This is a genomic window from Deltaproteobacteria bacterium (assembly GCA_005879535.1).
Lineage (GTDB): Bacteria > Myxococcota > Myxococcia > Myxococcales > 40CM-4-68-19 > 40CM-4-68-19.
On sequence record VBKI01000015.1, the window covers coordinates 1,997 to 18,358 of the forward strand.

General features: G+C 65.3%; 15 protein-coding genes. 6 read left to right on the forward strand and 9 right to left on the reverse strand.

Annotation, left to right across the window (positions count from 1 at the left end):
- Positions 1–1,154: 1,154 nt before the first annotated feature.
- Positions 1,155–1,781 (reverse strand): hypothetical protein, encoded by a 627-nt coding sequence (locus E6J58_00855; protein ID TMB43490.1) that lies wholly within the window; start codon positions 1,779–1,781, stop codon positions 1,155–1,157.
- Between the two features lie 464 nt (positions 1,782–2,245).
- On the opposite strand from E6J58_00855, the gene E6J58_00860 reads away from it, so the two are divergent.
- The 3 genes from E6J58_00860 to E6J58_00870 all read left to right on the forward strand — a co-directional run bounded on the left by E6J58_00860 (position 2,246) and on the right by E6J58_00870 (position 5,599).
- Entirely contained in the window at positions 2,246–3,766 is a 1,521-nt protein-coding gene (locus tag E6J58_00860) for an MFS transporter (GenBank protein TMB43491.1), read from the forward strand.
- 106 nt (positions 3,767–3,872) lie between these two features.
- The gene (locus E6J58_00865) at positions 3,873–4,835 is read left to right on the forward strand and encodes a hypothetical protein (protein TMB43492.1); all 963 of its coding nucleotides are present in this window, start codon (positions 3,873–3,875) and stop codon (positions 4,833–4,835) included.
- Between the two features lie 53 nt (positions 4,836–4,888).
- Positions 4,889–5,599: a hypothetical protein gene (locus E6J58_00870; GenBank protein TMB43493.1), complete on the forward strand. Its 711-nt coding sequence runs from the start codon at positions 4,889–4,891 to the stop codon at positions 5,597–5,599.
- Between the two features lie 126 nt (positions 5,600–5,725).
- On the opposite strand, the gene E6J58_00875 is transcribed toward E6J58_00870, so the two are convergent.
- The 7 genes from E6J58_00875 to E6J58_00905 form a co-directional block, all read right to left on the reverse strand.
- A complete protein-coding gene (locus E6J58_00875) occupies positions 5,726–6,655 on the reverse strand; it encodes a nucleotide-binding protein (GenBank protein TMB43494.1) in 930 nt (309 codons plus the stop codon).
- A gap of 123 nt (positions 6,656–6,778) precedes the next feature.
- Positions 6,779–8,791, reverse strand: coding sequence for a hypothetical protein (locus E6J58_00880; GenBank protein ID TMB43495.1), 2,013 nt, complete (start codon positions 8,789–8,791; stop codon positions 6,779–6,781).
- Positions 8,792–8,976: 185 nt separating this feature from the next.
- Positions 8,977–10,464 (reverse strand): diguanylate cyclase, encoded by a 1,488-nt coding sequence (locus E6J58_00885; protein ID TMB43496.1) that lies wholly within the window; start codon positions 10,462–10,464, stop codon positions 8,977–8,979.
- 563 nt (positions 10,465–11,027) lie between these two features.
- Positions 11,028–11,753, reverse strand: a complete 726-nt coding sequence (locus E6J58_00890) for an alkaline phytoceramidase (GenBank protein TMB43497.1) — start codon at positions 11,751–11,753, stop codon at positions 11,028–11,030.
- A 69-nt stretch (positions 11,754–11,822) separates the two neighbouring features.
- Positions 11,823–12,491 (reverse strand): hypothetical protein, encoded by a 669-nt coding sequence (locus E6J58_00895; GenBank protein ID TMB43498.1) that lies wholly within the window; start codon positions 12,489–12,491, stop codon positions 11,823–11,825.
- Positions 12,492–12,549: 58 nt separating this feature from the next.
- Positions 12,550–13,140 (reverse strand): TetR family transcriptional regulator, encoded by a 591-nt coding sequence (locus E6J58_00900; protein TMB43499.1) that lies wholly within the window; start codon positions 13,138–13,140, stop codon positions 12,550–12,552.
- Positions 13,141–13,232: 92 nt separating this feature from the next.
- Positions 13,233–13,661 carry a cupin domain-containing protein gene (locus E6J58_00905; protein TMB43500.1) on the reverse strand — a complete coding sequence of 143 codons (429 nt, stop codon included), beginning with the start codon at positions 13,659–13,661 and terminating at the stop codon, positions 13,233–13,235.
- A 395-nt stretch (positions 13,662–14,056) separates the two neighbouring features.
- On the opposite strand from E6J58_00905, the gene E6J58_00910 reads away from it, so the two are divergent.
- Both E6J58_00910 and E6J58_00915 read left to right on the forward strand, forming a co-directional pair.
- The gene (locus E6J58_00910) at positions 14,057–14,263 is read left to right on the forward strand and encodes a cold-shock protein (protein ID TMB43501.1); all 207 of its coding nucleotides are present in this window, start codon (positions 14,057–14,059) and stop codon (positions 14,261–14,263) included.
- Between the two features lie 759 nt (positions 14,264–15,022).
- Positions 15,023–15,364 (forward strand): hypothetical protein, encoded by a 342-nt coding sequence (locus tag E6J58_00915; GenBank protein ID TMB43502.1) that lies wholly within the window; start codon positions 15,023–15,025, stop codon positions 15,362–15,364.
- Positions 15,365–15,440: 76 nt separating this feature from the next.
- Here E6J58_00915 and E6J58_00920 read toward each other — a convergent pair whose 3' ends face one another.
- On the reverse strand, positions 15,441–15,959 hold the full coding sequence (locus tag E6J58_00920) for an MOSC domain-containing protein (GenBank protein TMB43503.1): 519 nt from the start codon (positions 15,957–15,959) through the stop codon (positions 15,441–15,443).
- Here E6J58_00920 and E6J58_00925 point away from each other — a divergent pair.
- On the forward strand, positions 15,889–16,362 hold a 474-nt coding region (locus E6J58_00925), incomplete at its 3' end, for a GNAT family N-acetyltransferase (protein ID TMB43504.1). The genes E6J58_00920 and E6J58_00925 overlap by 71 nt on opposite strands.

The following is a 16,362-nucleotide window of genomic DNA, read 5'->3' on the forward strand; positions in this document are numbered from 1 at the left end:
GGCCTGGTGACGATCCCGCCGTCTTCCGCATGGAGTTGCGGACGCCATCCGGCGAACAGCATCTGGTGTTCTCAGTGGTCCGATCGACACGAGGCGGCGCCGAGATCGCCACCGCCGATGGACCACATGGGCGCGTGGTGTTGCCGGACGGCGACGTGGCGTTGCGTCGGCATCCCGAGGTGCTCGGGACGCTCTTCGCGATCGGTCTATTGGAGCCTCGAGAAGATCCGTACCGTCTCGAGCGATGAGAAGTTAGTTTTGCGCCCATCCCGTAGCGGAGGGGCCCCGGAGTCCTCGCGCCAGCGCGATCACTCAGATTCTCTGCCATGTTAACCCGCTGCGATACTCGCACGCGCTTAACACAGAGAGAGTTCGTAATCGCGACCGGGCACCACTCCAGAACACGCACAAGGCCACCTAAGTGGTTGATTCTCGGACCAGCGAGAGAAATCCGTTCTAGAGTGGTGTCCTCCGGGGAGCCACCCCTCTGGTCCAGTAGAACATCGAGGCGTCGGCGCTTAACACAGCGCTCCTAGGGGTTCCTCACGCCTTGCGCCGTTTCTGCCCTGAACTCCGCTTACTTAGGCGCTGTCTCGCGAAGTGCTTGACGGTTTGCCTCCTGACGTGCGGCGCGGCCCTCGTTGCGCGCCATGACGTTGAGCATCCCGAAGCAGCCGACGTTCGCGAGCACCGTCAGCGTCACCAGGGCTCTCGGTCAAGACCGGCCTCGTTCGCGCGATCAAGACCGGCGCTCCCGTGACGGTGACGGCCAGCAAGGGCCACAAGGGCCGGAGCGGTTCGGCCACCGTTACGGTGAACTGAGCAGGCGCGGTCGAAGCGATCAAGAGGCGGAGCGGGAAGAGCTGATCGGCCCTCCTCACCAGCGTCGGAATCCGATGAGGACCGCGCATCCTGAGGACGCGGTCCGCAGCGTCTTGGAGGCCGCAGCCCGCCGCTGAGACGTAGAGCGGCTTGCGGCTTCCCCTTCGACCGCGCCCGCCAATGCGCCGAAAGATTGACGGGATGGCCCGAGCGCGTCGCCATGCCCGATTTTTCCGCCTCCAGCGCACCTTCTGGATCGCGGTCCTCGCCTGCACGGGGCACTCAGGCAGTTCGAGTGACCTATGCTCGGACGATCGACATCCTTCAATCGCCTATTGCGCCACTTGCCCGACGCAGCGCAAGGAGACGTTCCCATTCCCATTGCAGCCCGCGTTCACCGCGCCGAACTCCCCGTCATACCCGTAGGAAGAGTACAAGGATTTGTCGCCGTCTTCCTCGGACGACGACGTGAACCATTTTGTCGTCAAGCCCGGAATCGCGTCACGAATCCCGTCTTCCTCCAGCACGACAAAATCGCTGTCGTGATCCGGGAAGCCCTTCTTGCCATTCAGTTTCCTTGGATGACCCGACGGCACGCGCCAGGTGACTGAAGTCAGGTTGCCCTTTTGAGCCGCGTAATCCGGTGAGGCGCAGAGGGACTCCTTCATGACCGAATCATGCGAGTGCCTGCCCAGATCGTCGCTCACGTAGAGCCCGCTCTTCTGGTCCTGAAAGACGCGGAAGGTGCGACTCCCCGAAACCACGACGACTTCGACGCGCCACGAGACCGGGCCGCCCTTCGTCTTCACGGTGCAGACGTAGCCGCGCCCCGCTTTGGCGATGGCTTGCGCGTCACAGGCAGGCAACGCGCTCGCATGGCTGGTGCGATGGTAGGCGATTCCAAGCGACGCGATCGCCGTGAACAAGACGAGCCTCGCGACAATGGCCGGTGTTTTCATGAGCTCGAGTGTACAGGAAGCAGGATTCCTCTTCCGCTCAGCCTCCCCGACAGGAGCTCACGTGCTCCAGTGATCTGTCCTCCTGTACCGGGGGCTACGGGGCGGCCTTACGCCCGCGAAGCTCATGGAACGGCGCCACGAATTGCCAGGTTCGATCACTGGCGGGCGCGTGGAGCCATCTTCTGCGAGAGATCGAACTACCCCCTGGAAAGTTAACGTCCGTGCTGAGTTCGAACCGGACGTCCTGGCCAACCCCGTAGAACTCGATGCGACGGACCAGGAGCCGCGGCAGCTCTTTCCGCTCCTCGGAATTGGCCACGTCGTACATCAGTTCGAAGTCCCCCAGGACACCCCGCACACGGTTCGCATCGAGTGGCGGAGCGCGACGAGCTCCTTCGCAATCGTGTGGCTCGTCACCTGCTGGATGTTGCGGAGCTGCCCAGAAGGGAGCAGCGTGGCGCGCCATGAACGACCCTTCCAACGCACGAGGCGAGCGATCGAGGACGTTGGGATTCGTCACCCTGTTCCTCATCGAGATGTGGGAGCGGTTCGGCTACTACGGCATGACCGCAGTCGTAGTGCTGTACATGGTGCAGCGGCTCTCGTACAGCGACGACCGCGCGAACCTCACCTTCGGCGCGTTCGTCGCGCTCGCGTACGCGATACCAGCCGCGGGCGGATTCATCGGAGACAGGCTTCTGGGGAGCAGGCGCACGCTGGTCATCGGCGCGCTCGTGCTCGCGTGCGGCTACTCACTGCTCGCAGTGCCCGATCGACCCTCGCTGCTCTTTCCGGCGCTCGCGCTCATCGCAGTGGGCGGCGGCGTCTTCAAGGCGAACCCGGCGAGTCTGATCTCGCGGCTGTACGAAGGCGACTCGGCGAAGATCGATAGCGCCTTCACGATGTATTACATGGCGGTCAACGTTGGCGCGACGCTTTCCCAGATCGCCACGCCCCTGATCGCCATCGCGATCGGCTGGCACGCCGCGTTCGCGGTCTGTGCCGCGGGCCTCGTGCTCGGGCTCCTCAACTACTTCTTCATGCGCCGCTTCCTCGCGCACGTCGGCTCGAAGCCGGACTTCGAGCCCCTCGACTTGCGCCGTCTCGGGCTCGTCCTGGTGGGAATCGCAATCGGAACCGTCTGCGTCGCGTTCATCATCCAGAACCGCGACCTGGCACGTGCGCTGGTGCTGCTGGCGTTCCTCGCCATGTTCGTGATCTTCGGCTGGATGATGAAGCACGGCACCGACCGCGAGCGCAAAGGCCTTTGGGCAGTGATCATCCTCACCGCCGAGGCAATGCTGTTCTTCATCTTCTATCAGCAGATGTCCACGTCGCTGACCCTCTTCTCGCTCCGCAACGTCGAGCTGAACGTCTTCGGCTATCAGGTGCCCGCGGGACAAGTGCAGGCGCTCAATCCCATCTGGATCTTCATTCTCAGCCCGCCGCTCGCGTGGCTCTACAACCGGCTGGGCAAGAAGGGCGGCGACTTCCACATCTCCACGAAGTTCACGATCGGCTTTGCGATCCTGGCCCTCGGATTCTTCCTGTATGGAATCAGCGGGCGCTTCGCCCACGACGACGGGAAGGTGTCCTTCTCCTGGATGCTCGCCGGGTACGCCTTCCAGTCGCTCGGCGAGCTTCTCATCAGCGGCTTGGGACTCGCGGTCTATGCGCGCTATGTCAAGCCCTCGCTCCGCGGGTTTCTCATGGGCGTCTACTTTCTCTCGACCGGCATCTCGCAATCCCTCGGCAGCTTCGTCGCCACCTCCGCGAGCGTCCCCGAAGGCGTGACGAGCCCGATCCAGAGCTTGCCGCTGTACACGAATCTGTTCATCAAGCTCGGTTTCGTCGCAATCGTCGGCACCATCATCGCGGCCGTGCTCGTCCCGTTGATGAAGCGCCTGCCCGAAGCTGGCATGGCGGAGGAGCCTGCCCGCGCATTGCCAGTCGCCGCCACCGCAGCCGGAGGCGCTGCAGATTGATGCGTGCAAATCATCTTGCTGGCCCGCCGTCCGGATGAGGGAGGTCGCGCCGACTAGCTCAGCTTGCGCCCGTCGATATCATCTGAGCATCGACCTTGGGGGCGCAATGCGCTTGCGGGTTGGAGTGGCGATCAGCTTCCTGACGCTGGCATGCGGCGGTATGCAGCCCGGCAGTGGAGAGCTGCTCGGAACGTTCCAGCAGCCGGTCGGCGTCATCGCCGCGGACGAGACGGCGATTTACGGGCTCGGCGCCGACCTCGAGCGGATTCCGCTCTCGGGGGGCCCGTCGGCAGTGCTGGCGTCGGGGCTCGATGGATTCAGCCTGGTCGTCGCGGGCGGCTCCCTGTTCTGGTACGAGGAGGTCGACAAGACGATCGTGACGCTGCCCAAGGCGGCCGGGACGCCGAGCATTCTCGCCTCGTCGCAGTACGACCTGGGCGGCCTGCAGAGCGACGGAACGAACCTTTACTGGTTCACGAACGACTACCTCACCGCCACGGAACCCTGGACCGTCCGGTCCATGCCGCTCGGAGCGGGTCCGGTCACCGAGCTGCTCAACCTCACCGGCGTCGCCATCTCGGCCATGGTCCTTGACGATTCACGCATCTACTTCCTCACCGAGAACAGGGGCGGGACGGTGCCGCAGACTGGGCCGTACGGAATCCAGACGATTCCCAAGGATGGGTCGAGCCCGGCGGTCATGCTTCACCCAAGCGACGGTTTCTCGGTCCATGGGCTAATGCGCGCGGGTACCGGTCTCTTCTGGATGGAGGGTCCGATCGCAGCGCCCGAGATCCGCAGGATGGAGCTGGGGACCGGCGCAATCGCGACCTTCGCGCGGCTGCCCCTCGCCGGGTCGACCTCCCTCGTCATGGATGCGGCCGGCGTCTTCGGCTTCGTCAGTGAGTGTGGCGACAAATACTCCGGCTGCTGGACCTGGCTGCGGACGGTACCGGACTTGAAGGATCGCGCGTATGTGAAAGGTTTCGAATCCGCTGCGGCTCTCGACGCGCGCTTCGTCTACTGGGTGGTCGGAAACGGCCGCGAGCTGCGCCGCGTTCCGCGCTGAGGGCGAGACAGGCGTTGTCGAGGCGTCGGTGCGAGCGTACGTTGTCGTCGACCATGTCGCTGACCGACTACCGCAAGAAGCGTCGCTTCGACGTCAGTCCCGAGCCCAAAGGGAAGCAGCCTTCCACCCGCGAGGCCAAGACGAGCCTCGCCTTCGTGGTGCAGAAACACCGGGCCACCGCCTTGCATTATGATTTCCGCCTCGAATGGAACGGCGTGATGCTTTCTTGGGCGGTGCCAAAGGGGCCGAGCTACGACCCTGCCGTCAAGCGCCTCGCAATGCAGGTTGAGGATCATCCGATCGAGTACAACAAGTTCGAGGGCATCATCCCGGCCGGCGAATACGGTGGGGGCACGGTCATGATTTGGGACAGAGGGACCTGGACGCCGCAAACGCCGGATGTAGTCGCCGCACTGAAGAAGGGAGATCTCAAGTTCTCGCTGGACGGAAAGAAGCTGCGCGGCTCATGGGTGCTCGTGCGCACGCGCGGACGTCCCGCCGATACGAAGACTGCCTGGCTTCTGATCAAACACCGAGACCAGTGGGCGAGCACCGAGGACATCACCGAGTTGGCTCCGCGGTCGGTGGTCACCAACCGACTGCTTATCGAGATTGCGCGCGATGAAGGCGGGGACATGCGCAAAGCCGGCAGCGGCGACCCTCCGTCGCTGCTGCAAAAGATCCTCGACGACCCAAGACTCGTCACTCCGGCAAGGAGACGCCGTGCCAAGGCGGTCTGGCACTCGAAACGACCGCCGTCTTAGGCGAGGTCCGTCACGAGGAGCGCAACGAACGGGCGCTTGAAATCGCCAGGTTCGATCAGCGGCGGACTCGGGGACCCTTTCCAGCAGTTACGTCGTCGGCCGGGTCGCTACTATCGTACGCTGATCTCAAGCCTTCGTGATCGACTTCCAATCCCTCAACCGCTCAGCGATCAACTCCGCGCGTCGCCGGTCGTCGCGTCCCTCCAGGATGCTCATGTCCTTTGGATCGGCGCGCAAGTAAACACCGGACGTCCGCGCGTTCACTTTCGGGTGCGTGTCCGCACGGGTCGTGAAGTACCCTCCCGCGCGATCGGCGGATTCCAGCCGGATCTCCCCTGTCCCGTCCAACTGCGGCGCGTTCGGGTGCAGGGGCCGTTCTCCCTTCCAATAGTAGAAGACGCCCGAAGGCTCCTTCTTCTCCTTCGCCGCTTCGCTCCAGTATCTCGCTGACAGGCTGCCATCCTCTTGCCATGAGCGGCCGACCAGCTCCAGCGCGCCGTCGCGGTTTCGCGAGATCCGCAAGAGGCTCACGGCGGAGGGTTCCCGCGGGCCCCGTTCCGTCAGGGAAAACTGCCACCAGAAGCCCTCGATCCGGGCGATGCGGCCCTCGTTCTCGATCGCCTTCCGAAGCTTCTGGTTGACGACTCTCATCTCGGAAGCGGTCGTCGCTTCGCCGTACCGTACGCACGTGAGGCCGAGGAGATCGCTCGGAAGCTTCGAGTCGCTTGCATGGATGATAAAGGTTCGCCGCATTCCGAGGGCTCCACCGAAAAGCCCGGCTTCGAAGACGACGTTGTCTCGAGGAGAAGCCTGGCCCGATCCCGTGGCACGAGACGCTGGCGGACTGGTGGTCGTCCAGTCGTCCTGAGCAAACACGAACGCGGCAAAGTCGACTTCATGCGTGAGCTCGAGGAGGCGATCCAGTGTGGTGGTCCCAGGATGGAAGGATGTCGTCCACGGATCTACGTGTGCGACGGCTTCGAGACCGCGTGTCAGTGCCTGCAGCAGCTTCTCCTGCTTTCCTGACGAGCCAAGGAAGATGCGAGGCTTGTCCATCCGTTCCTCCCGGCAGCACGTCGGAGATCTGGGGCACCATACGCAATTCCGTGCCAACTCGCGCGGCGTCCGTGCGCGCGCATCTTCCTGTCATCCATCGTTCCCGTATCGCGTCGCGAATTTTCAGGTTCGATCACCGGCGGGCTCGGGGAGCCACTTCCCTCTGAGAACTCGCCGGTTCCGGCGCCGCAGCCATCCGAGAAATCCCAGCCCGGCGATCCAGAGCGGGCTCGCGCCCGTGGAGGCGCAACCCGATCGCGCCGCCGGCGCTCCGGTCGTCCCGGCATTCGAGCTCGTGCCGGCGTCGGGAGGCGCCGCCGCCGTTCCACCATCCATCGCTCCACCGTCCGGAGTTCCTGCGTCGACCGGGTGAGACGTCAGCCCGAACGCGGAGATTCGATCGGTCCCGACGAAGACGGCGCCGCGCGCGACCACCGGGTGGTAGTACTTGCCACCGACGTGAAGCTGATCGGAGGTGCTGGCGAACAGCACGCGCATCGTCAGCGCATCGATGGCGTAGAGGGTGGCGTGGGCCGCGGTCGCGGGGTCCAGCGAAGCGGCTCGGTCGACGTTGGTGTCGACCAGCCAGGCGATCGGATCGGCGGGGCCGTTGCTGCTCACGACCGGTGAACCCGGGTTCGTCAGCACGAGGGTATTCTCGTAGGCATCGAGCGCCAGGTACGCGGGCTGGCCGGTCGCGGCGATCAACTTGACTCGCGCCACGCCCGGCGACGCCGGGTCGGCGCAGGAGACGCACTTCTTCGTCGATCCCGTAAAGAAGAGGTAGGGCGTTTCGTCTGCTGCCCGGTAGAACGCCGGAGTGCTGCGGGCCTTTGCGAGGCTGATGTCGTTGTACTCCTCGGAATAAGGCCCGAACAGGTTCAGCGGACCCGGCAGGTTCCCATAGTGCGAATACAACTCCGGACCGAACAGCGACCTGTCCGCGGCGGAGTAGGTGAGGTTGCAACCGGGACGGTGGTCGAGACGGCCGCCCATGTTGTCCCGATCGATCAGATAGGCGTTGCCCTGTTTCCCGCCCGATGCGAGCAGGTGGGGCGTCAGCGTGGTTCCGCGATCGAGATCCGGCAAGACCACCGGTCCCCCGCCGGCCATGTCGACGTCGTATCCATCGAGCTGGCAATGGTTCCAGGGCGTGTAGGTCGCCTGCAGCCTGAGCGGAAGAGAGGGCGCGAACGCGAGGATCGAGTTGCCCCAGTTGCGATCGAGAGGACCCTTCGGGCCATTCCCGGTGGTGATGTAGACCACGCCGTTCGCGTCTAGCGCCGCGCCGCCGGCCGACCACATCCCGGCGTTCGCGTCCGGATCCATCCACGGCGCGCCGGAAAAGGCGCTGGCGAGACGCGGGAAGCCGGAGGGGAGGCCTGTGTCGACGGCGACGAGCCAGCCTGCTCCTCCGTCGATGTACGATCCGAACGGAACGTACAGGACGGTCCTGTCGAGGCTGAGGTTCAGCGCTCCCCGCTGCGACATCTTGCCCGTGCGCTGGAACTGGGCCGGGCCGTTCTCGTTGATCGGGCTGACGGTGGCGTCGGAGATCTCGAGCGGCCACCCGGCCAGGACGTTCCCGCTGCCGAGGTCGAGAGCAAACACGCGCCAGCTTCGCGTCGCGTCGGCGACGTCGGCCGCGACGTAGAGCCGCGGCGGCGAGGCCAGGGTATCCACAGCGGGTGTGCCCAGGACACCGAGCAGCACGCCGTCCGGCCCCCCCGAGGGCTGGCCGAGCCGTCTCTTCCAGAGGATCGCTCCCGCGGGCACCGATCCCTTCGCGAACGCATTTACGGCGTAGACGAAGTCATTGCTGGTGGCGGCGATGACGGCCCCGAAACGCCCGCCTGCGTACGGCCCGCGCGTGATGGCGAGGTCATCGAGATACAGCGGCGCGGCGTACATGTGTGGCGCGACGCCGTTGCTCCAGTCGAACGCCGGCGAGTCCCAGAGCTTTCCGAAGTCGCGGCTGGACACGCTCGCCGGCGTCAGGATCGTCTCCAGCGGATTCCAACCGGTGCGCTGCCGGTTTCCGTGGAACATCGGGTGATCGAACGCCGGGTCGGCGCCAGCGCCATTCGCAAAGAGGACGGCGAAAGCTGTCACCCAGCGCAGGAATGACCGCTGCATTGGCCTCCGGTCTAATCGCGTTCAGGCGCTTGCCGCGATCCGACCCGGGGACGAAATGTCAGGCTGCGGACCCGACAGCGGGGCAGCTCAAGCCGCAACTGGTTCGTCGTAGTGCAAGCTAGACCGCATTGGAGTCTGTCGCAGCCGCCCGTGCGGCGACCCGCTCGATTCGCTCCCGCGGAGGTTTACGTGTCTCCCGAGGCCCGCGCCGTCCTGGTGCGCCGTCTCTTCTTTTCTTTCTCCCGCTCCTGATGCCCGCCGGCGGCCACCACACGATCGCGACCCCTGTCCTTCGCCTCGTACAAGGCGGCGTCGGCGCTCTCGATCAGCGATTCCGGCGTGTCGCCATGGGTTGGACATTCCGCCACGCCGATACTGATCGTGATCCTCCCACCGGCCAACTCCTCGATCGCCACCCGCGCCCGGATACGCTCCGCCACGATTGCCGCCGTTCCTACCGTGGTCTCGAGCAGCATCACCAAGAACTCCTCCCCGCCGTATCGCGCGACGCAGTCCACGCCGCGCGTCGTCTTCCGCAAGATGTCCGCGATCCTCGCGAGCGCTGCGTCGCCGGCCGGGTGGCCGTGGGTGTCGTTGTATTGCTTGAAGTGATCGACGTCTGCCAACAGCACCGAGAAGGGTCGCCGGAGCCGACGCGACCGCTGTACCTCGGTCGCGAGCGTGCCCGTCAGGTGCCTGCGGTTGTACAGCCCGGTGAGGGCGTCCGTGACGGAGAGCCGCTCCAACTCCGCCTGGCTCTCCCGCTCGCGCAGGCGCCCGACCAGCGTGTTGAACACCCGCGTCAGGTAGCCCACCTCACCGACCCCACCCACCGGGAGTTCGATCAGGAGATCCCCGGCGGCGATCTTCGCCGCGGCCGTCGTGAGGCGCCCGAGCGGACGGGCGATGAGCAATCCGAGGACGTAGGCCAGGAGCCCGACGAGCGCGAGGAGCACGGCGAGCAGCAATCCGGTGGCGCTCCGCAGCCGGCCAACCCGGCCCAATGCCTGCGCCAGCGGGATCTCGGCCACCGCCGCCCAATGCAGCCGCGGGACGCGTCGCAAGGAGCCGATCACCTCCTCCCCGTCCGCGCGCTTGTACACGACGGGCTGGCCTTCCTTTTCGAACAACGCACTCGTCATCGTTTCCGGGAGCTTCGTTCGCATCAACTCGGCGGAGCTCACCCGGGACCTGATGACCAGCCTGCCTTGGTCCGTCGTGAGAGCGACGTCGCCAGAGTCGAGTGGGGAGAGGCGCGGCAGCATGTCCGTGACTGCATGCAGGTTGAGCTTCGCGGCGAACGCGCCGACGAATCGCCCATCCGCCTCGCGGATCGGGACGGCGAGGAGGATCGTGGCCTTGCCGAGCGCCCCGTCCCAGTAGGCCTCGCCAACGAGCGCCTCGCCCGTTCGCAGACCGGTCAGCCCCTCCGGGGAGAGGCGCACGCTCCCCGTCCGGCCGTTGCTGCTCGTCACGACGCGCCCGCTCGCATCGAGGACCAGAAGAGCTTCTTGATCCGGGAATCGCTCGCGAAGAGAGTTGAGGTAAGCGCGCAGACGGCCGAGCGCTTTGCCACCATCCCTTCCCTCGATTTTGCTCAGGTTCTCAGTGACGACGTACGAGCTGGCCGCTCCCCGCAAGGCGTCGAGGCGCTCGTCAAGCCATGAGCCCATCTCCCGGGCCGACTCTGAGGTCGCGCCGCGTAGCTCTGCGGCAGTCGTCTCGGTCACCGATTCCCGGGTCGGCCAGTGCGGCAAACGCGAAGATCTGGTTCCGGACGCTGCCAAGATGGAGCGCGCGCGCTCGGCGTGCGATGACGTCTTCCCACACGCTCACGAGCAGGTCCCCGGAGGGACGCAACAAGACTCACCGCGCGGGTGCCGGCGGCCGCTCTCGATTCTCCTGCAATTGGTCATGACGAGAAGGAAGCAGGAGATGCGGTTCATGATGGTGGTATCTCCCGCTGCGGCTACCGGTCGAGCGTGCAGCGGGGCTCCTTGTCTCATCACCTACCAGAGTGGGCCTATCCGAATGGAGGCGCGGCTGCGGGAGATCCGACGCGAACGTAAGGGCAAGGCGGAGGCGCACGCTCAGCAGAATTGTTTCACCTGCGCCCACACTCGCGCCCTGAGCATTTCGTCGACGTCCCTCCGATCAGGATGGCCAGCGTATACGCCGCCGCGATCATCCACGCGACAACGAGGATCAACGCTGGAGGCGGGGATCGCGGCGGGCCTCAGTGCTGACGCAGGCGGGCCTGGACCCGGTCGAAGGAGACCACGCGGAGCAGGAGGAAGAACCCGATCGACACCAGGAGATGCCACCAGGCGTGGAGCTGCGGATTGGGGATGCCGTGGGCCGGGAGGGTCACGCCCACCAGGGTGCAGGCCTTGAGGTCCACGAACCAAGCCGCGATCCCCGTCGCATAGGCTGCGAGCCCCAGCACGAAGCTCCGCCGGACCGGTGCGTTCTCCGGCTGGAGCGCAAGCCAGGTCACCCGGCCGAGACAGAGGATCTCCAGCGTTCCGAAGCTCAGGTGGAAGGCAAGGAACTGCGCGCCACCGCGTTGGAGCGTCGCTCCCGTGGCCAGGAGCACGTAGACCAGCAGCACCGCCGGGAACCAGCGGCCGAGCCGGGGCTCGGGGCCGTTCTCCACCAGGAGCCAGACTAGCCAGGTGACGAGGTAGAGCATCGGCAGCTCGTCGAGCATCTGCAGCTCAAAGCGGAGCGTCGCGTGGAAGGCGATGCTCCCGAGCCCCACCAGCACCAGCAGGGCGAAGGCCACCCGCACCTCCCGGGCAAAGGTCTGCCGTGAGAGCCCGAGCGCGCCGGCGAGGACCATCGCCAGGCTGGAGACCGTGTTGAACGCCTCGCAGACCCACGGGAGGAGCGCGTAGTTCTGCTCGCACCAGTCGATGCTGGCGGTGGGAGCTCCCCAGAAGCCCACCGGATCCACCGGCATGGGTCCGAAGTGTACCGGAGCCCGCCCTGCGCGGCGCGAGGTAGTGCCCTGCTGCGCTCTGGCAGACGCTCAGCGAGCGGATCCGGAGGCCCGTCCGCGGCGCATCATGTGATGCTCCTCCTCGAGCCGCCACGTTTTGCCACCGTCGTGCGAAGTCTCGCCGCGCCACACGAACGAATCGGGCCGGATGTCGTTGAACGACCAACGCAGCAAGGCCCCCTTGTCGTCGTGGCCGCGAAGCACGATGCGATCGTCCTCGGCTCCCCCCTCCATCCGGATGGCGGCCCCAAAAGCCGGGGCCGCAAACATGACGGTCCACTTGTCAGTCTTGGGGTCCACGAACCGCACCCCGGTGACCATCTTCCGCTCGTCGGTCGAGCCGGGCTTCGGGTAACTGAGAAAAATGTCCTGGAGCGCGTAGCCGTCCAGGATCCATCCGAACAGCACCTCTCCGCGGGAGTGGCGAACGCTGCCGTCCTGCGCGATGAACGAGTAGTCAGCGTCCCACGTGCCGACAAAGCGCCCGAACAGGTCCGCATGGTGCCCCAGCGAAGGGTGCGGAGCTTGAGCCGGAAGAACGGCGACCATATCTCCGCGGGGATCTGCGCGCCGCGTACCCGTCCTCGCCTCGTCGCCGACGCTCTGCGAGCCGCCGAGCACGGCTGCTTGCGCCGCAAGCGTTCCCAGCAGCATGGCCAGTACCGCACACACAATCGTGGACCGACACGTCCTGTTCATCGCGAGCCTCCTTTGCATCGGACTCGTCGCCGCAACGCTTGCAGGTTGATCGCATTCATCACGGTCTCCTGGCGAGAACCGTGGCGAACGCGATGGCCTTGAACTGCTCCAGCGGCTTCGAACTTCGATCGACCTTCATGCGCAGCATGGCCCCGTGCCATCCAGCGAGGAGGAAGTCGGCCACATCCCGTGCCGGAAAGTTGTCCGCGATCTCGCCGGCCGCTTGTGCCTCCGCGATGCACGCGGCGAAGGGTTCGCGCCATTCCGCGAAGATATTGGAGAGATGTGTCCTCAACGGTTTGCTCTCCGTCGAGACCTCGAGGCTCAGGTTCCCGATGAGGCATCCCAGTGCCCACTTTTCGGCCTTGAGCTTTCCCGTGATGACATCGAAGTAGCGTCGAATCCGACCCCGCGGCGAGAGCGATCGATCGCCCAGCGTCGCCTGCACGATTTCCCTGAGGTAGTCGAAATACCGCTCCAGCACCTCGCTCGCGAACGCCTCCTTGGACCGGAAGTGGTTCGTGAACGACCCTTGTGGAGCGCCGGCTTCGGACACGATGTCGCGAACGCCGGCGCCGCGATAGCCGCGCTCGAACATGACCTTGCGGCCCGCATCGAGGAGGTTGTCGCGATGCGATCGCTTCGGCATCAGTGCTTATAATACGGACGTACGTATTGGTTGGTCAAATGGCCAGGCTGCCCCACTCCCTCCGTCCAGTAGAACGTCGTCCGGGGCGCTGATCAGCGCTCGACGTTCTCCTCGCCGATCGGCCGTCGCGCGGTCATGTTGAACCGGCCATCGTAAACGGGGCGCCCCCCGGTCGTCGGCCCTTGGTACTGGACGAAGAGCATGAGCCCGCCGGTCTCGGTGATCAGCGGCGGCTCGAAATGGGGGTCGGGGTAATAGAGCATCGTGCCGGGGCCGTATGTCGCCTCGCCGATGGTGAAAGTGCCCTCGAGGATGTACCAGACCTGCGCGAAGTCGTGCTTGTGAAACGGATGATGAGAGCCGGCCTCATAGCGCACCAGCCCGGCGTTGGGCACGGTTGGTGCGTCCACGCGCGGGTGGAACAGCATCTTGCTCCACTGTCCGGGCCAGCGCAGCGTCTCCCATTCCCGCTCCTCGACGCGGATGGCGGAGAGCGGCTGGTGCGTCAATGTCTGGCTCATGGTCCAATTCCTCCCTGCGGGATGGAGAGTGTAGTCCGGTCGTTTATCACTGAGCCCCGTCAGCTTTGGAACCCGTGGGCGGCGGGCCGCAACTTCAAGCCCTCGCTGCCCCCTTATGAGTCACGTAGCCAATCGCCTGCCGGCTGGCTTCCCGCTCCCCTCGCGGGCAGCGCCAACATATGATCGCAGGCACCCGCAGTGGCCAAGGCTTCACTCGCCCGGGCAACCGTAGGACACTCCGCAGAGTCCTGCCGTGCACCAGAGGACACCGATGTAGAATTCTCGCGGAGAGCGCCGCATAGAGTGAGTTAACACAGAAGGCCAACGGTCGGCGCGGAGTCAGCCGTGAATCTCCATCATGAGGGTGGCGGCAACCTCGCCGCCAGGAGCGATCGATGGCGACCGGTACGGTGAAGTGGTTCAACGATGCGAAGGGATTCGGCTTCATCACGCCTGACGGCGGCGGCAAGGACGTTTTTGTCCACCACACCGCGATCCAGGCAGAGGGCTTCCGCAGCCTCGCGGAAGGCCAGAAGGTAGAGTACGAGGTCACCGAGGGCCCCAAGGGTCCGCAGGCGGCCAACGTCCGCAAAGCCAGCTGACGCACCTCGCCCACTCCACATGGCGGCGTTGGCTAATCGTCGCGGCGCTGGTACGCCGCAGCGGTTCGGCAGGACCGCCCTGCCTTCTCAGGGCCCGATCGAGTCCGGCTCGGCGTGCGGGATTGCGCTCAGGTACTCGTAGATGGCGCGGAGATCGTGCGCCGTCATGTTTGCATACGCCGGCCACGGCATGACCTGCAGCAACGGGCCGAATTGGGGGTGCGCATGTTGCGCGAGGTGAATGGCCCGAACTGGCGGCCGCCCGCAAGGAAGTGCTCCGCACTGATCTTCGCGGACTGTCCCAGATACGGATCGCGCCCGGTGCGTAGTTCGGTGCGTGTGAAGTCGCTGCGAGCGGCCACCGCATTCACCAGATAGCTGCCGAGGGGCACGAGTTCGTCGTGGCGGTTGTCCAGCCTCACCGGCACGCGTGGAGTAGCCCGTAAGAACCGCTCGCTCGCTCTCCCGTACTGGGTACTGGCGTGCGGGCACTCTTGTCGCTTGTAGGCAAGGGTCACCGCCCGCAACTTAGAACGCCCTCCGGGGTGGGAACGGGGGCGTCGCTTCGGAGGCGGCAATGCGCGGACTCGCTGCGGTCGGCTACCTCGGCATTTTCATCCTGCTCATCGGCTGCACCGACAACTCACCGCTCCCTGACCAGAGTCGCGAAGGCGCGCACCGCCCCGTGCTCACCGTCTCGACGAACTGCAGCTGGCGCTTTTGGCCGGGGGTCCTGCAGTAGCGCGTCACGAGGACCGCATGAGGGTCGACCAAAAGTATGCCGTTTGGCTTGCCGACGACGTGGCGCGAGCCTTCCTCGGGATCGATACCCAGCAGCCGCAGAGTCGATGGGTCGTCCTCGGCCAATGCATCGGAGAAGAGGCCAGCGTTGGATTCTGGCTGCGGATCGACCACATCGAGCAGTGGATTGCGATGAGCGATACGAGGAACATCACCGTTTCTCCACCTGAGTGCCTGATCCGGTGGGCTGATGTCATCACGATCCAGGCGCTCGAAAAATTCGAAGACTTGAAAGTCGTGGCCGGCTTCAAAACGGAAGCGTCCACTACGCCGAAGCGGGCCTCGCGCCGTCGTGCGTAGCAGCACCGCGCACCGAAGCGGCGCGCAGCTCAGAGGTTCTGCTCGTCCATCCAAGGACGACAGCCTTCGACGTGGCTCACCCAGGATTGACCAGCCGCACTTCGTCGCCGATCCGAATCTCCCCATCCTCGAGCACGTCGGCTCGCAGGCCGCCGCGGTGCAAGAGGGGATCGACGAGCGGCTTCCTGATCAGCTCTTCGAGATACTTGCATGGCTCGCACAGGCGCATGCCCTCGCAGAGCAGATTGCCGATGTGGAAGCGATGTCCGACCAGTGCGTTCAGCGCGACTCCACGGGTGGTCAGGTTGCGTCGACCTTCGCCTGGCCGCAGCGCGATTCCCAGGCTGTCGCGCAAGTGCTCGAGCACTTCGGCTTCGATGAGAGTCAGCGCACGGCCAGTGCCCGGCGTTTTGGAGAAGTGACCGCGCCCGCTCGCATAGCGGTCGCCTTCGAGGCCAATCCCCGCAAGCGCGCGGATTCGATCCGTCGCCCGCATTGGCTCGCCCTCGCTTTGGGCGAGATGGATGAACTCGACGCGGCCCGTCTGTGGGTCATTCCCCGCCGACGTCACGGCTTCGAAGAGCAGTAGCGGCATCGGTCGATGGTATCGTGCCGATGTGAGCACGACCAACATCCGCCCCTGCACGGTGGCCGACCTGCCGGCGCTTTTCTCGATCGTCAATGATGCCGCGCAGGCCTACAAAGGCGTCATCCCCGCCGACTGCTGGCATGAGCCTTACATGCCGCTCGATGCGCTGAAGCAGGAGATCCGCGACGGAATCGTCTTCTGGGGCTACGAGGCGGAGGGCGAGCTCGTTGGCCTGATGGGGATTCAGGACCGCGGCGAGGTCAGCCTCATCCGGCACGCCTACGTCCAGACCGTGCAGCGCCGCAAAGGCATCGGCGAGAAGCTGCTGAGGCGACTCGAAGGCATGACCGCGAAGCCGATCCTGATCGGCACCTGGAGTGCCGCCGCGTGGGCGATACGCTTCTACGAG